A 17,677-nucleotide genomic window follows, 5' to 3' on the forward strand; every position below is an offset into this window, starting at 1 on the left:
CTACGCCTGCGCTCCGTCCTCCGCCCCGGCGATGCGGGCGGCGAGGGAGGCGGCCATGAAGCGGTCGAGATCGCCGTCCAGCACCCCCTGCACGTCGGAGGTTTCCACCTCGGTGCGCAGGTCCTTGACCATCTGGTAGGGCTGCAGCACATAGGAGCGGATCTGGTGGCCCCAGCCGATATCGGTCTTGGCGGCTTCCAGGGCGTTGGCCTTCTCCTCGCGGATCTGCAACTCGCGCTCGTAGAGGCGGGCCTTCAGCATGTCCCAGCAGCGTGCCCGGTTCTGGTGCTGCGAACGCTCCATCTGGCACTGCACGACGATGCCGGTGGGGTTGTGGGTGATGCGCACCGCGGAATCGGTCTTGTTGATGTGCTGGCCGCCCGCGCCGGAGGCGCGGTAGGTGTCGATGCGGCAGTCCTTTTCCTCGACCACGATGTCGATGGTGTCGTCGATCACCGGGTAGACCCAGACCGAGGAAAAGCTGGTGTGCCGCCGCGCCGCGGAATCGAACGGCGAGATGCGCACCAGGCGGTGCACGCCGCTTTCCGTCTTCATCCAGCCGTAGGCCCCGGCCCCGGTGAAGCGCAGGGTGACGGACTTGATGCCTGCCTCTTCGCCTTCGCTCTCTTCCAGGTATTCCACCTTGAAGCCGCGGCGTTCCGCCCAGCGCATGTACATGCGGGTGAGAATCTGCGCCCAGTCCTGCGCCTCGGTGCCGCCCGCGCCGGCGTGGATTTCCACATAGGCGTCGTTGCCGTCCGCCTCGCCGGAGAGCAGGGTTTCGAGCTTCAGGCGCTGCGCCTCGGCGCGCAGGGCTTCCAGCGCCGCCTCGGCGTCGGCGACGATCTCGGCGTCGCCCTCGGCGTCGCCCATCTCGATCAGCTCCAGGCTGTCGGCAAGCTCCGTCTCCAGACGCCGGTAGCCGGAGATCGCGGCCTCCAGCTTGGTGCGCTCGCGCATCAGCGACTGCGCGCGCGCCGCGTCGTTCCAGAGGTTGGGGTCCTCGGAAAGGGCGTTCAGTTCGTCGAGGCGGCGGGTGGCCTCATCCCAGTCAAAGATGCCTCCTCAGCAGGGCCATCGCCTGCTGGATCTCCTGGGCCACGGACTCGATTTCGGCGCGCATCTGACCTCGCGTTGCGTCTTGAGAAAGGCGGCGACTTTAATAGAGACCGCCGGCTTTGGGAACCCCCGCATCCACCGGCGCTTCCTCCACCGGCGCGCCGGAACCGGTGACGGTGCGCGCCGAGCCGGGGGTCTCGCCGGGGCGGAAGGCCTCGAAGATCACGCTCCTGTCGCCGGACTCGGCGCGCAGGCCGGTGTCGTGGTTGATCCGGATGAGGCGCACCCCGGGCGGAATGCGGAACGGCGTGCCCGGCTTGTCCTTGAGCGCCTCCTCCATGAAGTCCTTGAAGATCGGCGCAGCCACCGAGCTGCCGGTCTCGTGCTTGCCCAGGCTCTTCGGCTCGTCGAAGCCGACGAACACGCCGACCGCGAGGTCGGGGGAGAAGCCGACGAACCAGGTATCCAGGCTGTCGTTGGAGGTGCCGGTCTTCCCCGCGAGAGGCTTGCCGATGGTGGAGATGCGCCGCCCGGTGCCGCGCTCCACCACGCCCTCGAGAATATGCACGACCTGATAGGCGGAGATCGGGTCGGCGATCTGCGGCCGGGTGTCGGGCAGTTCGGGTGCCGCCCCGCCGGTCCAGAAGATGCCGTTGCAGCCGTCGCAGGCGCGGGTGTCGTGGCGGTAGATGGTCTTGCCGTCGCGGTCCTGGATGCGGTCGATCAGGGTGGGGGTGATGCGCTTGCCGCCGTTGACCAGCATGGCGTAGGCGGTGGTGAGTTGCAGCACCGTGGTCTCGCCCGCGCCGAGCGCCATGGAGAGCACCGGCAGCATGCGGTCGGCGATGCCGAAGCGGCGCGCCGTGGCCACCACCTTGTCCATCCCCACCGCCTCGGCAAGACGCACCGTCATCAGGTTGCGGGACTTCTCGACGCCGATGCGCAGCGTCGTCGGACCGTAGAATTCGCCGCCGTAGTTCTGCGGCTTCCACTTCGCCTGGCCCGGCACCTCGAGCACGAAGGGCGCGTCGAGGATGAGATCGGTGGGCTTGAAGCCGTTTTCCAGCGCGGTGAGGTAGACGAACGGTTTGAACGCCGAGCCGGGCTGCCGCATCGCCTGGGTGGCGCGGTTGAATTCCGAACGGTCATGCGAGAAGCCGCCGACCATGGCGAGCACGCGGCCGGTGTGCGGGTCCATCGCCACCAGCGCGCCGTCCTGTGCCGGAATCTGCCTGAGCGCGTATTCCCCGTCCTTGTCCGTCGGCTCCACGGCGATGATGTCGCCGGGCTTGACCACGTCGGCGGGGCTTTTCGGCGCGGCGCCCACCTCCTGCTCCGGCAGGTGGCGGCGCGCCCACTTCATGTGTTCGAAGGGCACGGCCCCGCGCCGCCCGCCGACGAAACCGACGGTCGCGCCCTGGCCGGATACCGCGAGAACCACCGCGCGCTGCCAGGTGTCGCGCAGGCCCTTGGGCAGGTCCGCATCGCGCAGGCGGATGCCCCAGCTCTGGTCCAGTTCGACATGGCCGAGGGGGCCGCGCCAGCCATGGCGGCGGTCATAGGCGATCAGGCCGTCGCGCAGCACGCGGGTGGCGATCGCCTGGAAGTGCGGCTCCAGCGTGGTGCGCACCGCGAGGCCGCCCTTGTAGAGCGCCTTCTCGCCGTAGCGGGCGACGAGTTCGCGCCGCACGTCCTCGGAGAAGTACTTCCCCTGGTCGAGGAATTCCGTCTCGCCGCGGTTCTTGACGAAAAGCGGCGTAGCAAGCGCGGCGACCGCCTCGGCGGCGGTGATGCGGCCGTCCTCGCGCATCCGCCCGATCACCCAGTTGCGGCGCGACATCGCCGCCTCGGGATAGCGTTGCGGATTGTAGTTGTTGGGGGCCTTGGGCAGGGCGGCGAGGAAGGCCACTTCGTCCACCGAGAGCTCGTCCAGCGACTTGTCGAAGTAGGCCATCGCCGCGGCGGCGACGCCGTAGGCGCCGCGCCCGAGGTAGATCTCGTTGAGGTAGAGTTCGAGGATGTGGTCCTTGCCGAACGCCTGCTCGATGCGCAGGGCGAGGATCGCCTCCTTGATCTTGCGCGACAGGGAGACCTCGTTGGAGAGCAGAAAGTTCTTCGCCACCTGCTGGGTGATCGTCGAGGCGCCCACCGGGCGGCGGCCGCTGCCCGCCTGCTTGAGGTTGGTCAGCGCGGCGCGCACCACGCCCATCACGTCCACCCCGGCATGCTCGAAGAAGCGCTGGTCCTCGGCGGAGATGAAGGCGTCCACCACCACCTTGGGGATTGCCGAGTAAGGCACGAAGACGCGCTTTTCGATGGCGTATTCGGTGACCAGGCGGCCATTGCCCGCGTAGATGCGGGTCATCACGTCGGGGGAATAGTTGGCGAGCTGGCGGAAATCCGGCAGGCCGCGGCCATAGTGCCAGAACACGTAGACGCCGCCGCCGACGCCGGCAAGCGCGATGAGGACCAGAAAACTGACCACGAAGGTCAGGACACGCATCATGGCTGGACTTCCCCAAAAAGCGCAAACCCGCCGGATGGCGGGACGCCCCCATCACATACGCGATTTCCCCGGAAAACGCCACCCCCGCCCGGAGGGTCTCACGGCCGCTGCGCGCTCTGCGCCTGGTCGAAGTAGCGGTCCACGGCGTGCGCCATCGACCCGGCCAGCCGGTCGCGGTAGCCCGCCTGCTGCAGCAGGCGGACTTCCTCGGAATTGGAAAGATAGCCCATCTCCAGAAGCACCGAGGGAATGTCGGGGGCCTTGAGCACCGCGAACCCGGCGAAGCGGTGGGTGTTGTCCAGCGTGCGCACCTGGCGGCGCAGCTCGCCCACCGAAAGGGCGGCGAACTGTGCGGAGAGGTTCATCGATTCGCGCTGCGCCAGGTCGATGAGAATGCCGGTAACCTCCGGGCTCTCCTCGGAGAAGTCCATGCCGGAGATGATGTCCGCCTTGTTTTCCTTGTCGGCGAGCAGTCCCGCCTCCTTGTCCGAAGCGCGCTCCGACAGGGTGTAGATGGAAAGGCCGCGGGTGCTGCGGTTGGGGTTGCTGTCGGCATGCAGGGAGATGAACAAATCGCCGTGCGCGCGGCGCGCGATGGCGACGCGCTCGCGCAGGGGGATGAAGATGTCGCGGTCGCGGGTGAGCGCCACGGCATAGCGCCCGCCCTTCTCCAGCCGCGCCTTGAGCTGCCGCGCCATGGCCAGGGTGATGTGCTTCTCGTAGACGCCGTTCACGCCGATCGCGCCGGGATCGACGCCGCCGTGGCCGGGATCGATCACGATCACCGGCTTCGCGCCGCCGGCACGGCGCTCGCGCCCGTTGACCGCGGGTTCGGAGGCCTTGGCCGCCTGCGGCGCGCCGGGGTCGCGGCCGAGCCGCGTCATGAAGGCGTCGCGCGAGGTGGGACGCAGATCGACGACGAAGCGCCAGCCGTAACCGCTCTGCGGCGGCAGGCTGAGGGTGCGCGCGATCTCGGCGGGGCCGGAAAGGTCGAGCACCAGGCGGAAGGTGCCGGGGCGGAAGAGGCCTGCGCGCAGACCGCGGATCAGGCCGGTGGGCGCGGGCATGCGCTCCGCCGCGACATGCCAGTCGAGATCGGGAAAATCGAAGACGATGCGGTACGGGTCGGCGAGGTTGAAGGAGCTGTGCGACGGCGAAGCGGCAAGGTCGAGGACGAGGCGCGTCGCCTCCGCGCCGCCGCCCAGGCGCACCCCGGACACCGCGATCGGCGCGAGCGCGCGGGCGAGCGGCGCGCCGAGAAGGGAAAACGCCCCGGCGCCCAGCCCGGCAAGGGCAAAGGCGCGGCGCGACACCTGCGGCCCGCGCGGGACGGCCTGCGGCGGTGCGGCGGTGCGGCGGTGCGGAGGCATACGTTCCTTCATGTCTTTCATCGCCGGGACAAGCAGTTAGACCGAAAAGCTAACCCGAGGTCGTTCTCCAGCTTTCTAAAGTATTATAAAATGCCGAGTCGCGATGCAACCTTCGTTGCAGTATGCGGGCTTTTTTTACCTCTGCGTGGTGGTCCGGCCACACGCCTGGAGTCACCGGGTTTTCATGAAAGAAATTCTATGAATGCAATTGCGCCATTGTCCTGACACGGTTTCAAGGCTATCTTTCGGCGCGGCGCAGGTTGCGAAGTCAACCGTCCGCGCGGCGCGGTTTCATTCCCGGTTGCCGCTCCGGATTTTCCGGAAGCGATGAACCGGCCACGAATTCAAGGCGTTAGCCAAATTCTGGAACGGAATGGACCGCCGCGGAAGCGGACGGCGCGCATCCGGGGTTTTCGCCCCGGCCGCGCGGAGCTTCCGACGCTTCCGCCGCGCACATGGAACGCATGAACCGATTTGCCGGGACCAGAATGTCGATCGCCAAACCTCAACCGATTCACTCGGCTTTTTCGCTGGCCTCGACGCGACCGGACACCCAACGCCTGTCCATGACCGGCATATCCTTTGGAAACGAATACACACGCGCCGCGCCGCCGAAGGCGGCCTGCGGCGGCGTACAGTCTTGGAGCATCCCCCTTAATGGTCAAACGCATGTTGATCGACGCCACGCATCCGGAAGAGACGCGTGTGGTCGTCATGAATGGAACGCGGCTTGAGGAATTCGACGTCGAGACCTCGACGAAGCACCAGATAAAAGGAAACGTCTACCTCGCCAAAGTCGTCCGGGTCGAACCCTCCCTGCAAGCCGCTTTCGTCGATTACGGCGGGAACCGTCACGGCTTCCTGGCGTTCAGCGAGGTTCACCCCGACTACTACCAGATTCCCGTCGCCGACCGGCAGCGCCTGATCGCCGAAGAGGCATCGCGGCCGCACGAGGAGTTGCACGAGGCGGAGTCCGCGCCCTCCGATGCGCCGGACGGCGCCGAAACCGAGGACGACGCGGAAGAAGCGGCGCAGACGGTGGAGCACCTGGGCGGAGACGACGCGGACGAAGCCTCCGCCTCGCGCGAGCGGCAGAGGCCCTATCGCCAGTACAAGATCCAGGAAGTCATCAAGCGCCGCCAGATTCTGCTGGTGCAGGTGGTCAAGGAGGAGCGCGGCAACAAGGGCGCGGCGCTCACCACCTACCTGTCGCTCGCCGGGCGCTATTGCGTATTGATGCCCAACACGCCGCGCGGCGGCGGGGTTTCGCGCAAGATCACCTCGGCCACCGACCGCCGCCGCCTCAAGGACATGATGAGCGTCCTCGACATCCCGGACGGCATGGCGGTGATCGTGCGCACCGCGGGTTCGGAGCGCTCCAAGGCGGAGATCAAGCGCGACTACGAATACCTGCTGCGCACCTGGAGCGCGATCCGCACCCTGACCCTGGAATCCCGCGCCCCGGCGCTGGTCTATGAGGAAGCGACGCTGATCAAGCGGGCGATCCGCGACGTCTACGCCCGCGACATCGAGGAAGTTCTGGTGGAAGGCGACGAGGGCTACCGCATCGCCAAGGACTTCATGAAGGCGCTCACCCCCTCCCACGCCAAGAAGGTGCAGCCCTACAAGGACAGCCACATCATGCCGCTGTTCCACCGCTATCAGGTGGAAAGCCAGCTGGAGGCGCTGCACAACATCCAGGTGACGCTGAAGTCCGGCGGCTACATCGTGATCAACCCGACCGAGGCCCTGGTCTCCATCGACGTCAACTCCGGGCGCTCGACGCGGGAACGCAACATCGAGGAAACCGCGCTCAAGACCAACCTCGAAGCCTCGGACGAGATCGCCCGCCAGTTGCGCCTGCGCGACCTCGCCGGCCTGGTGGTGATCGACTACATCGACATGGAGGACTCGAAGAACAACGCGGCGGTGGAACGCCGGCTGAAGGAGGCCCTGCGCTCCGACCGCGCCCGCATCCAGGTGGGGCGGATCAGCCCGTTCGGCCTGATGGAGCTGTCGCGCCAGCGCCTGCGCCCGAGCTTCGTCGAAAACTCCTACGTGGTCTGCCCGCACTGCAAGGGCTCGGGGATGATCCGCTCGACGGAATCCGAGGTGGTGCGCATCCTGCGCGTCATCGAGGAGGAAGGCGTGCGCCGCCGCTCCGCCGAGATCGCGGTGACGGTGCCGATCGCCGTGGCGCTCTACATTCTCAACCAGAAGCGCGCGGCGCTGGCGGAAATCGAAGCGCGCTACGGCTTCTCGGTGACGGTCAACGGTTCCGAGACGATGATCCTGGGCGAGGTGACGCTGGACCGCCTGCGCGCGCTGACCAAGGCGGAGAGCGACGCGCTGATCCCGGCGCCGTCCGAGCCGCAGCCGGTGGAAGCCGACGACGAGTTGCCGGAGGAAGAGGACGAGGAAGAAGAGGACGACGACGACGACGACGAAGAGGAAGACGGCGCCGCTCCGTCCGCCTCCGATGACGCGCAGAAGGACGGCGCGAAGAAGAAGCGCCGCCGCCGCAAGCGCCGCAGCAAGCGCCCGGCGGGCGAAGGCGGCGAAAGCGAGGCCTCCTCCTCCTCCGCCCTCGCGGTCAACGAGAACGGCACCGTGGCGGTCTCCGACGACGAGGCGGATGCGGCGGAACCCCTGCCCGCAGCGCCGGAAGGCGAAAACGGCGAACAGTTGAAAAAGTCGCGCCGCCGCGGCCGCCGCGGGGGCCGCCGCCGCAACCGCGCGCCCAACCAGCAGAACCTGACGGTGGAAGAGGTCAACGACATCCTCTCCGACGATGCCGCCGCCGAGGACACCGACACCGTCGCCCTGATCGTGGATGCGGCCGTGCCGGAAGCCGTGGAGGCGGAAGCCGCGCCGGAAGCCGTGGAGGCGGAAGCCGCGCCGGAAACGCCTGCCGCCGAGGCCGCGCCGGAGGCGGAGGCCGAAAAGCCGAAGCCGAAGCGCACCCGCAAGCCCGCCGCAAAGAAGGCGAAGGCGGAGGAAACCGCGCCCGCCGCCGAGGCCGCGCCGGAGGCGGAAGCCGAGAAACCGAAGCCGAAGCGCACCCGCAAGCCCGCCGCGAAAAAGGCGAAGGCGGCGGAGACGGCCCCCGGCGAGACCACGGTGATCCCGATCTCGGTGGCCGAGGAGGAAGCGCCCGCCGCGCCCGAACCGGAACCCGCCCCTGTGGCGGTGGCGGAAGCCGCGCCGGAGCCGGAGCCCACCCCCGTGCCGGTGGCCGCGCCGGAGCCGGAGCCGGAAGCCGCGCCCGAACCGGCAGTTGCGCCGGTGGCCGCGCCGGAGCCGGTGGCGGAGGCCGCGCCGGAAACCCCGGCTTCCCCGCCGCGCAAGGGCTGGTGGAGCCGCTGAGCGCGGCTTGGCGAAAGAACGAAGGGCGGCGGATGATCCGCCGCCCTTTCCGTTTGCGCCTTGCAACGGCGGCGGCGCGGTCCGATCTAGACGAAGGCATGCATTCGAGGTTCCCATGACCCTGGCGCATCTCTACCTGGCTCTCGCCATCGTCTGCGAGGTGGCGGGCACCGCCTGCCTCAAGCTCACCCACGGCTTCACCCGCCCGCTGCCCAGCCTTTTGGTCGCCGCGGGCTACGTCGCCGCGGTCTACTTCATGACGCTGAGCATCCGCAGCCTGCCGGTCGGCTTCGTCTATGCGGTGTGGGCCGGGGTGGGCATCGTGGTCATCGCCCTGCTCGGCGTCGTGTTCTACGGCGAGCCGGTGGACCTGCCCGGCATTGCGGGCATCGCCCTCATCGTTTCCGGCGTGGTCACCCTCAACGCCTTTTCCCGCATGGGGGGCCACGGATGAAGCGCCTGCTCGCCCCCCTCCTCGCCTGCCTCTCCCCGCTGCTCTCCGCCTGCACCGGCAGCCCGGAAGGCGTCGCCCCGGTCACCGGCTTCGAGGCCGACCGCTACCTCGGCACATGGCACGAGGTCGCCCGCCTCGACCACCGCTTCGAGCGCGGCCTGATCGCCGTCACCGCCGCCTATTCGCGCAACCCGGACGGCAGCATCAAGGTGGTCAACCGCGGCTTCGACCCCCAGAAATGCGCCTGGCGGGAGGCGGTGGGCCGCGCCAAGTTCATGGCCGACCCGGCCACCGCCCACCTCGCGGTCAGCTTCTTCGGCCCGTTCTACGGCGGCTACACGGTGTTCGAACTGGACAAGGAGGCCTACGCCTGGGCCGCGGTCGCCGGGCCGAGCCGCGACTACCTGTGGATTCTCGCCCGCGACCCGGCGCTCGACGAAGGCGTGCGCGACCGCCTGATCGCGCGCGCCCGCGAACGCGGCTTCCCCACCGAAGGCCTGATCCTGGTCGAACGGGAGCTGCCGCCATGCTGAGCCTGCGCCGCCTTCTTCCCCTCGCCTGCCTCGCCGTGGGGCTCGCCGCGTGCGCCGACTTCTCGCGCCTCGATGCGGGCCTCTCGGGGCTGGAAGGCCGCCACCGCGAGGACGCGATGCGCATCCTCGGCTTCCCCAACGCACTCAAGAAGCTCGACGGCAGGGACGTCTACATCTGGACCACCGGCGAGGTGGGGGAAACCCCACCGGTGGCCGATTCCTGCGGCGACCGCTACGGCGGCGGCATCGCGGCGACGCACTGCATCGCCGCGCCCGCCTGGTTCCGCGAGCGCCACTGCACCATCCGCATCACCAGCGACGCCAAGGGCATCATCACCTCGGCCAGCCGCGACGGCGATTCCCGCACCTGCGGCCGCTACGCCCGCAAGTTCGCCCCGCCGCCGCGCTGATCAGCACTCCACGACGTTGGCGGCCAGCCCGCCGAGGCCGGTCTCCTTGTATTTCTTGCGCATGTCGCGGCCGGTCTGGCGCATCGTCTCGATCACCGCATCGAGGGAGACGACGTGCGTGCCGTCGCCGCTCAGCGCCAGATACGCCGCGTTGATCGCCTTCACCGCGCCCATGGTGTTGCGCTCGATGCAGGGAATCTGCACCAGCCCGCCGATCGGGTCGCAGGTGAGCCCGAGGTTGTGCTCCATGCCGATCTCCGCCGCGTTCTCGATCTGCGCGTTGCTGCCGCCGAGCACCGCGCACAGGGCGGCGGCGGCCATCGAGCACGCCACCCCCACCTCCCCCTGGCAGCCCATCTCCGCGGCGGAGATGGAGGCGCGCTTCTTGTAGAGGAAGCCCACCGCCGCGGCGGTGAGCAGAAAGGTGCGGATGCCCGCCGCATCCGCGCCGGGCACGGTGCGCTCGTAATAGCGCATCACCGCGGGGAGAACGCCCGCCGCGCCGTTGGTCGGCGCGGTGACGACGCGGCCGCCCGCCGCGTTCTCCTCGTTGACCGCCAGCGCCCACAGGCTCACCCACTCGAACATCGCCTGCGGCTCGCCGGAATTGAGGCCGGAGAGCGCCTCGAACATGCGCCTCGCCCGCCGCCGCACCCGCAACCCGCCGGGCAGTTCCCCCTCGGCGCGGCAACCGCGCTCGATGCACGCCGACATCGCCCGGTGCACCGCATCGAGAAACGCCTCGGTCTCGGCACGCGGGCGGAAGGAATCCTCGTTCGCCGCCATCAGCCCGGCGATGGAAAGACCGCTGCGCTCCCCCTCCGCCAGCATTTCGGCGGCGGAGGAAAACACGTGCGGCAGAACCGTCTGATGGTCCGGCGGCTGCGCCCCCGCGGCGAGAACCGCGCCGCCGCCGATGGAGTGATAGACCCGCTCCACCGCCTCGCCGTCCGCGCGTTCGGCGCGGAAGGCCAGGGTGTTGGCATGGCCGGGGTGGAACGCGTCGCGGCGGAACACGATGTCCCGCTCCGGCGCGAAAGCCACCTCCGCGCCGCCGCAGAGGGAGAGCCGCCCCGCCGCCGCCACGCGGGCGAGAATCCCCGGCGCCGCATCGGGGTCCACCCCTTCCGGCGTTTCGCCCATCAGGCCGAGAATCACCGCACCGTCGGTGCCGTGGCCCTTGCCGGTGAGCGCAAGCGAGCCGAACAGCGTACAGCCGAGGGAAACCACCGCCGCCCCCGGTAGGGCGGCCACCTCCCGCGCGAACGCCCGCGCCGCGCGCATCGGCCCCACGGTGTGGGAACTCGAAGGCCCGATGCCGATGGTGTAAAGGTCGGTGACGCTGAGCGCACCCATCCGCGCGGCGCGCGCATTCACGCCGCGGGAGGAGGCACGCCCGGGACTCCGCGTGTCTGATGTCATGGCACACCCCGGAAAAAAGACGGTTGATCCTGTGCCCCTTCTGTCGGTTTGCCTGAGCTCGTTAAGCCTTCGGCGGGCACCCGCGCCAATGCGCATGCCGCTCTCCAGAAGTTCGCCGCGATACGGTCCTTTTGCCTGAGAGTTTCCGGGGCGGTTGCTCCTTCGGCGGCGGCGCATGGCCGCTCTCTCCCGTATCGACCATGCCAGGATACGTTTTCCGCGGCGGGAAGACAAAAACTTTGCGGAGAGAAGGGCCTCAGCCTGGTTTTGCCAACGAATGGAAGGCCGGGGACTCCCCCGTCACCATGGTTTTGCCCGAAAAACGGGTCTATAGTTCATCCTCATGTGCTTAGGTTGCATTTCCTTCCCCGGAAACAATGGAGGCCGTGATGCGGCATGAGGCGATAGGGGTCGTGGTGGCGTGTTGCGGATTGGCGGGATGCGCGGGATACGGTTTCCACGAGACGCCGCGCGAGGGCGGCCTCACCTATTGGGAAACCGCGCCCTTCCTCGTCGTCGCCACCGAGGCGGATTGCAAACAGACGCTCACCGTCATGTCCATGCCGGCGCGTCCGCGCTCGGTCAGCCTGAATTCCGGCTACGGCTCGGCGGAACTCAACATCGCCTTCAAGGACGGCACGATCACCCAGATCGGCCAGAAGACCGACACCAAGATTCCCGAAACCCTCACCCAGATCGCCGGTCTGACCACCGCCTACGCCAAGCTGAAGGAGGTGACCCTCACCAAATCCGCCGCACCGGCGCAACGCGCCGCGACCTGCCCGGTCAGCACCGCCGTCTACGCGATCGACGCCTCGTCCGGCACATTGACGTTCACCCAGGTCCTGCAAACCGCCCCGGTCGCCGTCACGCGTTAACTGCCGAAAAAACCAAAACTTCGCGGAGGGTCGCGGACCCTCCGCGCCTCCCCCTACTTTTTTCGCCGCGCAGCGGCAACCGACCCCCACGCCGCGTGCGACTCTCTCGCGCTTCGCACAAAAACCAAGTCATGGGGTCAAGGGGCCCTCCTGCCCCTTGCATGCCTGGGCAGAGCCCGGCCTGGTTTTTCCCGCCAAGCAAAAAGCCGGAGCTTTCGCCCCGGCCTTTCGTGTGTCCGTCTGCGGCTGGGTCAGCCCAGCAGCTTTTTGCGGATCATCTCGTTGAGGATGCCGGGGTTGGCCTTGCCCTGGGAGGCCTTCATCGCCTGGCCGACGAACCAGCCCAGAAGCTTCTCCTTGCCCGCCTTAACCTCGGCCGCCTTGTCCGGGTTGGCGGCGATCACCTCGTCCACCACCTTTTCGATCGCGCCGGTATCGGTGACCTGCTTCAGGCCCTTCTCCTCGACGATCCTGCCCGGTTCGCCGCCGGTTTCCACCATGATCTCGAACACGTCCTTGGCGATGCGCCCGGAGATCGTGCCGTCCTTGATCAGGTCCACCAGCCTGCCGATGTTCTCCGGCGCAACCGGGCTTTCGGCGATGCTCTTGCCGGTGCGGTTGAGCGCGGCGAAGAGGTCGCCCATCACCCAGTTCGCCACCGCCTTCGCGTCGTGGCCTTCCGCCGCGGCCTCGAAGTAGGCGGCGGTTTCCTTCTCCGCCACCAGCACCCCGGCGTCGTAGGGGGTGAGGCCGTAATCGCCGATGAAGCGCGCCTTCTTGGCGTCCGGCAGCTCCGGCAGGCCCGCCTTGATCTCGTCCACGAATTCCTGCGTGAACTCCAGCGGCAGCAGGTCCGGGTCCGGGAAATAGCGGTAGTCGTGGGCGAATTCCTTGGAGCGCATCGGCCGCGTCGTGCCCTTGGCGCTGTCGAACAGGCGGGTCTCCTGTTCGATGATGCCGCCCTGCTCATAGACCTCGACGTGACGCGCCGCCTCGTACTCGATGGCCTGCATGACGAAGCGCACCGAGTTGACGTTCTTGATCTCGCAGCGGGTGCGCAGCGGCTCGCCGGGGTGGCGGACGGAAACGTTGACGTCGGCCCGCATCGAGCCTTCCTCCATGTTGCCGTCGCAGGTTTCGAGGTAGCGCAGAATGGCGCGCAGCTTCTTGAGGTAGGCCCCCGCTTCCTCCGGGCTGCGCATGTCGGGCTTGGAGACGATCTCCATCAGCGCCACGCCCGCGCGGTTGAGGTCGATGAACGACTTGCTGGGGTGCTGGTCGTGCAGCGACTTGCCCGCGTCGATCTCCAGGTGCAGGCGCTCGATGCCGACTTCCCTGCTGGTGCCGTCCTTCATGTCGAGGATGACCGTGCCCTCGCCGACGATGGGGTGGGCGAACTGGCTGATCTGGTAGCCGAGCGGCAGGTCGGCATAGAAGTAGTTCTTACGGTCGAACACCGAGCGGCGGTTGATCTGCGCATTGAGGCCGAGGCCGGTCTTCACCGCCTGGCGGACGCATTCCGCGTTGATCACCGGCAGCATGCCGGGCATGCCGCAGTCGAGAAACGCGACATGGGTGTTGGGGTCGCCGCCGAAGGTGGCGGACGCGCCGGAGAAGAGCTTCGCCGCGGAGATCACCTGGGCATGCACCTCCAGGCCGATCACCACTTCCCACGGGCCGGTTTCGCCTTCGATGATATAGCTGCTCATCTCACTTGCCCTCCCGCAGCAGTGTCGGCACGGCGGTAAAACCTGCCGCGGCTTCCATCGCCTGCGCGGCGCGCAGCACGGTCTCCTCATCGAACGGACGGCCGATCAGCTGCAGGCCGAGCGGCAGCCCCCGCTGCGACAGCCCGCCCGGCAGCGACAGCGCGGGCAAACCGGCCAGAGACGCGGGCACGGTGAACACGTCGTTGAGGTACATGGTGATCGGGTCCACCTTCGCCCCCCCTTCGATGGGGAAGGGGTCCGACGGCGCGGTGGGGGTGAGGATCACGTCCACCTGCTTGAACGCCTCGCGGAAGTCGTTGGCGATCAGCGCGCGCACCTTCTGCGCCTTGAGGTAATAGGCGTCGTAGTACCCGGCGGAGAGCACGTAGGTGCCGATCAGGATGCGGCGCTTCACCTCCTTGCCGAAGCCCGCGGCGCGGGTCTTCATGTACATCTCGTCGAGGTTGCCGCCGTTCTCCACCCGCAGGCCGTAGCGCACGCCGTCGTACCGCGCGAGGTTGGAGGAGGCCTCCGCCGGGGCGATGATGTAATAGGTGGCCAGCGCCTTGTCGGTGTGCGGCAGGGAAATCTCCACCACCTCGGCCCCCGCGTCCTTGAGCCAGGTGATGCCCTGGTCCCACAGCGCGGCGATCTCGGTGGCGAGGCCGATCGGCCGGTACTCCTTCGGCACGCCGACCTTGAGGCCCCGGATGTCGCCGGTGAGCGCCTTTTCGAAATCGGGCAGCGCCACGTTGGCGGAGGTGCTGTCCTTTGCGTCGAAGCCCGCCATCTGGCCGAGCATGATCGCCGCGTCGCGCACGCTGCGGGTCATCGGCCCGGCCTGGTCGAGCGACGAGGCGAAGGCGACGATGCCCCAGCGCGAGCAGCGCCCGTAGGTGGGCTTCAGCCCGACGATGCCGGTGAAGGCCGCGGGCTGGCGGATCGAGCCGCCGGTATCGGTGCCGGTGGCGGCGAGGCACATCCGCGCCGCCACCGCCGCGGCGGACCCGCCGGAGGAGCCGCCGGGCACCAGCGGCGCGGCGTCGTCTTCCGCCTGCCAGGGGCTTACCACGTTGCCGTAGGCGGAGGTGATGTTGGCCGAGCCCATGGCGAACTCGTCCAGGTTGGTCTTGCCCAGCATCACCGCGCCGCCCGCCTTCAGCCTGGCGGAGACGGTGGATTCGTACTGCGGCTTGAAGCCCTGCAAAATCTTCGAGGCGGCGGTGGTCTGCACCCCCTCGGTGCAGAACAGGTCCTTGATCGCCACCGGCGCGCCGTCCATCGGCCCCAGCGCCTCGCCCTTGGCGCGGCGCGCGTCCGACGCCTCGGCGCGGTCCAGCGCGATCTCCGGGCAGGTGACGATGAAGGCGTTGAGATCCTTCCTCGCCTCCATCGCGGCGAGGCACGCCCCGGTCAACTCGACGGAGGTGAATTCGCCCTTGGCCAGTCCGTCGCGGGCCTCGGCCAGGGTCAGGGAAGTCAAATCGGTCATCTCGGCTTACTCCACCACCTTCGGCACCAGGAAATAGCCGTCCAGGCCATCCGGCGCGTTGGCGAGAACCTTCTCCGGCATGGCGCCGTCGGTCACCACGTCGTCGCGCCAGTAGAGCCTGGTCTCGGAGACCGAAGCCAGGGGCGCGACACCCTCGGTATTCACCTGTTGCAATTGTTCCACCCAGCCCAGAATGCCGTTCAGTTCATGGGCGAGACCCTCCAGGTCTTCCTCGGGAATCTCCAATCGCGCCAGAAATCCGATTTTTCTGACAGTGGCCTTGTCCAGCGACATGGGATATCTGTCTCCAATGGTGGTCGTGAGCGCACGATGCGCCCGGCACTGGCTTACCAAACGCAACGCCCCCGCGCAATCCCGTGCGCCCATGACCGAGAGGAATTTGCCGTGATCTGCGCCCGCATCGAGGATTTCGCCGCCGCGCTGCCCGCCTTCGGCGCGGTCCTCGGCATCGACCTGGGGGAAAAGACCATCGGCGTCGCCGCCTCCGACGTCACCCGCGCCATCGCCTCCCCCCTCCTCCTGATCCAACGCAAATCGCGGGAAAAGGACCTCGCCGCCCTGCTCGCCGCCGCCCGCTCGCGCGAGGCGGTGGGCGTGGTCTACGGCCTGCCCCTGCAAATGGACGGACAGGAGGGCGAACGCGTCCGCCTCACCCGCGCCTTCGCCGCGCGCATCGCCGAAACCTGGGACGTGCCCACCGCCTTCTGGGACGAACGCCTCTCCACCGTGGCGGTGGAACGCATCCTCATCGGCGAGGCCGACCTCTCCCGCGCCCGCCGCAAACAGGTGGTGGACAAATCCGCCGCCGCCTTCATCCTCCAGGGCGCGCTCGACCGGCTGCGGGCGTTGTAAAAACCAGGCCGGGCGCTGCCCGGACCCGCAAGGGGCCGGAAGGCCCCTTGACCCCATAACTGGTTTTCCGCGAAGCGGGATAAGCCCGTACCGGCCACACGCACGGTCTTATGGCGCTTCGCGCAAAAACCAAAGTTACGGGAGGCGCGGAGGGACCGAGTCCCTCCGGAAAGTTTTTGTTTTTCCAGGGACTGTCGGTTTCTGCTAGAAACGGATGAGCCCTGAATCCCTGGGAGACATCCCGTGAACGGCATCTTTTTCACGATTATCGCTCTTTCCTTCGCGGTGGCGGGGGTGCGCCAGGTGATGGCGCCTGCGGGCATGGCGTCCGGCTCCTCGCCGATGGAGGTTCTGGGGTCCGGCATGATCGAGGGCGCGGCGGGCGCGGTGACTCTGGCGATCGGCCTGATCGGCGTGATGGCGCTGTTCCTCGGGCTGATGAAGGTGGCGGAGGCGGGCGGCCTGCTCGCCGTGGTGGCCAAGACCCTGCGTCCGCTGATGGTGCGCCTGTTCCCCGACGTGCCCGCCGACCACCCGGCGATGGGCGCGATGATCATGAATTTGTCGGCCAACGCGCTCGGCCTGGGCAACGCGGCGACGCCCTTCGGCATCCGCGCGATGCAGCAGCTCGACCGGCTGAATCCGGAAAAGGGCACCGCCACCAACGCGATGGCGCTGTTTCTGGCGATCAACACCTCTTCCGTCACCCTGCTGCCCACCGGGGTGATCGCCCTGCGCGCCGCGGCGGGCTCCGCCGACCCGGCGGGGATCGTGCCGACCACGCTGTTCGCCACCATCTGCTCCACCACCGTCGCGATTTTGGGTGCAAAGCTTTACGCCCGCTTCTTCGCGGGCGGTCGGTCGGTGCCCGGCCTGCCGGACGACGCAGCGGGCGAAGCCTCGGCAAACGAGGAGAGCGGGGCCTATCCGCTGTGGGTTTCGGCGCTGGCGCTCGCCTGCGTCGCCGCGCTGGTGCCGGTGACGGTGTTCTGGGGCAAGGCGATCGCGCCGTGGATCGTGCCGGGGCTGGCCGTCGCCTTCCTCGGCTACGGGTTCGCGAAGAAGGTGCCGGTGTACGAAACCTTCGTCGAGGGCGCGAAGGAGGGTTTTTCGGTGGCGGTGCGGATCATTCCGTTCCTCGTCGCCATTCTTGCCGCGGTGGCGATGTTCCGCGCCAGCGGCGCGATGGAGATGCTGCTCGCGCCCTTGGGCCGCCTCACCGCGCACATCGGTCTGCCCACCGAGGCCCTCCCGATGGCGTTGCTGCGGCCGCTTTCCGGCTCCGGCGCCTACGGCATCCTGGCGGCGGTCCTCAACGACCCGAGCCTCGGGCCGGACAGCTACGTGGGTTATCTCGTCTCCACCCTACAGGGCTCGACGGAGACCACCTTTTACGTCATCGCCGTCTATTTCGGCGCGGTGCAGGTCAAGCGCATGCGCCACGCCCTGTGGGCGGCTCTGACCGCCGACGCCGCGGGCATCGCCGCCGCGGCGTTCATCTGCAGCCTGATGTACGGTTAGCGCTCCCGGGCACATCTTCCGCCGACGCGAACGCGCTCAGTTTAAAATCTGAGCGCGTTATGCCGTTTATGTGGGCAAATTTTA

General features: G+C 68.2%; 14 protein-coding genes and 1 riboswitch. Of the genes, 7 read left to right on the top strand and 7 right to left on the bottom strand.

Annotation, left to right across the window (positions count from 1 at the left end):
• The 3 genes from prfB to O7R11_RS09340 form a co-directional block, all read right to left on the bottom strand.
• Positions 1 to 1,123 (bottom strand): peptide chain release factor 2 gene (prfB, locus tag O7R11_RS09330; RefSeq protein ID WP_337997236.1). Its coding sequence is split into 2 segments (ribosomal slippage): positions 1 to 1,053 and positions 1,055 to 1,123, totalling 1,122 coding nucleotides; the frame shifts between segments, so codons are not numbered across the junction.
• 36 nt (positions 1,124 to 1,159) lie between these two features.
• The gene (locus O7R11_RS09335; protein ID WP_337997237.1) at positions 1,160 to 3,565 is read right to left on the bottom strand and encodes a penicillin-binding protein 1A; all 2,406 of its coding nucleotides are present in this window, start codon (positions 3,563 to 3,565) and stop codon (positions 1,160 to 1,162) included.
• A gap of 98 nt (positions 3,566 to 3,663) precedes the next feature.
• Complete coding sequence (locus tag O7R11_RS09340; protein WP_337997238.1) at positions 3,664 to 4,935, bottom strand: N-acetylmuramoyl-L-alanine amidase; 1,272 nt, start codon at positions 4,933 to 4,935, stop codon at positions 3,664 to 3,666.
• A gap of 669 nt (positions 4,936 to 5,604) precedes the next feature.
• On the opposite strand from O7R11_RS09340, the gene O7R11_RS09345 reads away from it, so the two are divergent.
• The 4 genes from O7R11_RS09345 to O7R11_RS09360 all read left to right on the top strand — a co-directional run bounded on the left by O7R11_RS09345 (position 5,605) and on the right by O7R11_RS09360 (position 9,698).
• Positions 5,605 to 8,301, top strand: a complete 2,697-nt coding sequence (locus O7R11_RS09345; protein WP_420792982.1) for an Rne/Rng family ribonuclease — start codon at positions 5,605 to 5,607, stop codon at positions 8,299 to 8,301.
• A 115-nt stretch (positions 8,302 to 8,416) separates the two neighbouring features.
• Positions 8,417 to 8,755, top strand: coding sequence for a DMT family transporter (locus tag O7R11_RS09350; RefSeq protein WP_337997240.1), 339 nt, complete (start codon positions 8,417 to 8,419; stop codon positions 8,753 to 8,755).
• A complete protein-coding gene (locus O7R11_RS09355; RefSeq protein ID WP_337997241.1) occupies positions 8,752 to 9,288 on the top strand; it encodes a lipocalin family protein in 537 nt (178 codons plus the stop codon). Before O7R11_RS09350 ends, O7R11_RS09355 begins: the two co-directional genes overlap by 4 nt.
• Positions 9,282 to 9,698 carry a hypothetical protein gene (locus tag O7R11_RS09360; protein WP_337997242.1) on the top strand — a complete coding sequence of 139 codons (417 nt, stop codon included), beginning with the start codon at positions 9,282 to 9,284 and terminating at the stop codon, positions 9,696 to 9,698. The genes O7R11_RS09355 and O7R11_RS09360 overlap by 7 nt, the downstream gene beginning before the upstream one ends.
• Here O7R11_RS09360 and O7R11_RS09365 read toward each other — a convergent pair whose 3' ends face one another.
• Positions 9,699 to 11,054, bottom strand: coding sequence for an L-serine ammonia-lyase (locus tag O7R11_RS09365; protein ID WP_337997243.1), 1,356 nt, complete (start codon positions 11,052 to 11,054; stop codon positions 9,699 to 9,701). It abuts the gene before it with no gap.
• A gap of 179 nt (positions 11,055 to 11,233) precedes the next feature.
• A riboswitch (glycine riboswitch) is annotated at positions 11,234 to 11,322 on the bottom strand.
• Between the two features lie 187 nt (positions 11,323 to 11,509).
• Between O7R11_RS09365 and O7R11_RS09370 the strand changes: the two genes are divergently transcribed.
• Positions 11,510 to 11,998, top strand: coding sequence for a hypothetical protein (locus O7R11_RS09370; RefSeq protein WP_337997244.1), 489 nt, complete (start codon positions 11,510 to 11,512; stop codon positions 11,996 to 11,998).
• Between the two features lie 251 nt (positions 11,999 to 12,249).
• Here O7R11_RS09370 and gatB read toward each other — a convergent pair whose 3' ends face one another.
• From gatB to gatC, 3 genes are read right to left on the bottom strand one after another with little or no spacing between them, the layout of a single operon-like run.
• On the bottom strand, positions 12,250 to 13,707 hold the full coding sequence (gatB, locus tag O7R11_RS09375) for an Asp-tRNA(Asn)/Glu-tRNA(Gln) amidotransferase subunit GatB (protein WP_337997245.1): 1,458 nt from the start codon (positions 13,705 to 13,707) through the stop codon (positions 12,250 to 12,252).
• A 1-nt stretch (position 13,708) separates the two neighbouring features.
• Positions 13,709 to 15,199 (bottom strand): Asp-tRNA(Asn)/Glu-tRNA(Gln) amidotransferase subunit GatA, encoded by a 1,491-nt coding sequence (gene gatA / locus O7R11_RS09380; RefSeq protein WP_337997246.1) that lies wholly within the window; start codon positions 15,197 to 15,199, stop codon positions 13,709 to 13,711.
• A 6-nt stretch (positions 15,200 to 15,205) separates the two neighbouring features.
• A complete protein-coding gene (gene gatC / locus O7R11_RS09385; RefSeq protein ID WP_337997247.1) occupies positions 15,206 to 15,493 on the bottom strand; it encodes an Asp-tRNA(Asn)/Glu-tRNA(Gln) amidotransferase subunit GatC in 288 nt (95 codons plus the stop codon).
• A 111-nt stretch (positions 15,494 to 15,604) separates the two neighbouring features.
• Between gatC and ruvX the strand changes: the two genes are divergently transcribed.
• Together ruvX and O7R11_RS09395 are read left to right on the top strand one after the other, a co-directional pair.
• Complete coding sequence (gene ruvX / locus O7R11_RS09390; RefSeq protein ID WP_337997248.1) at positions 15,605 to 16,072, top strand: Holliday junction resolvase RuvX; 468 nt, start codon at positions 15,605 to 15,607, stop codon at positions 16,070 to 16,072.
• Between the two features lie 243 nt (positions 16,073 to 16,315).
• Positions 16,316 to 17,593: a nucleoside recognition domain-containing protein gene (locus O7R11_RS09395; RefSeq protein WP_337997249.1), complete on the top strand. Its 1,278-nt coding sequence runs from the start codon at positions 16,316 to 16,318 to the stop codon at positions 17,591 to 17,593.
• Positions 17,594 to 17,677: the final 84 nt, after the last annotated feature.

The sequence above is a fragment of the Oleispirillum naphthae genome (genome assembly GCA_027864655.1).
In the GTDB taxonomy this organism is placed as follows: Bacteria; Pseudomonadota; Alphaproteobacteria; order Rhodospirillales; family Rhodospirillaceae; genus Oleispirillum; species Oleispirillum naphthae.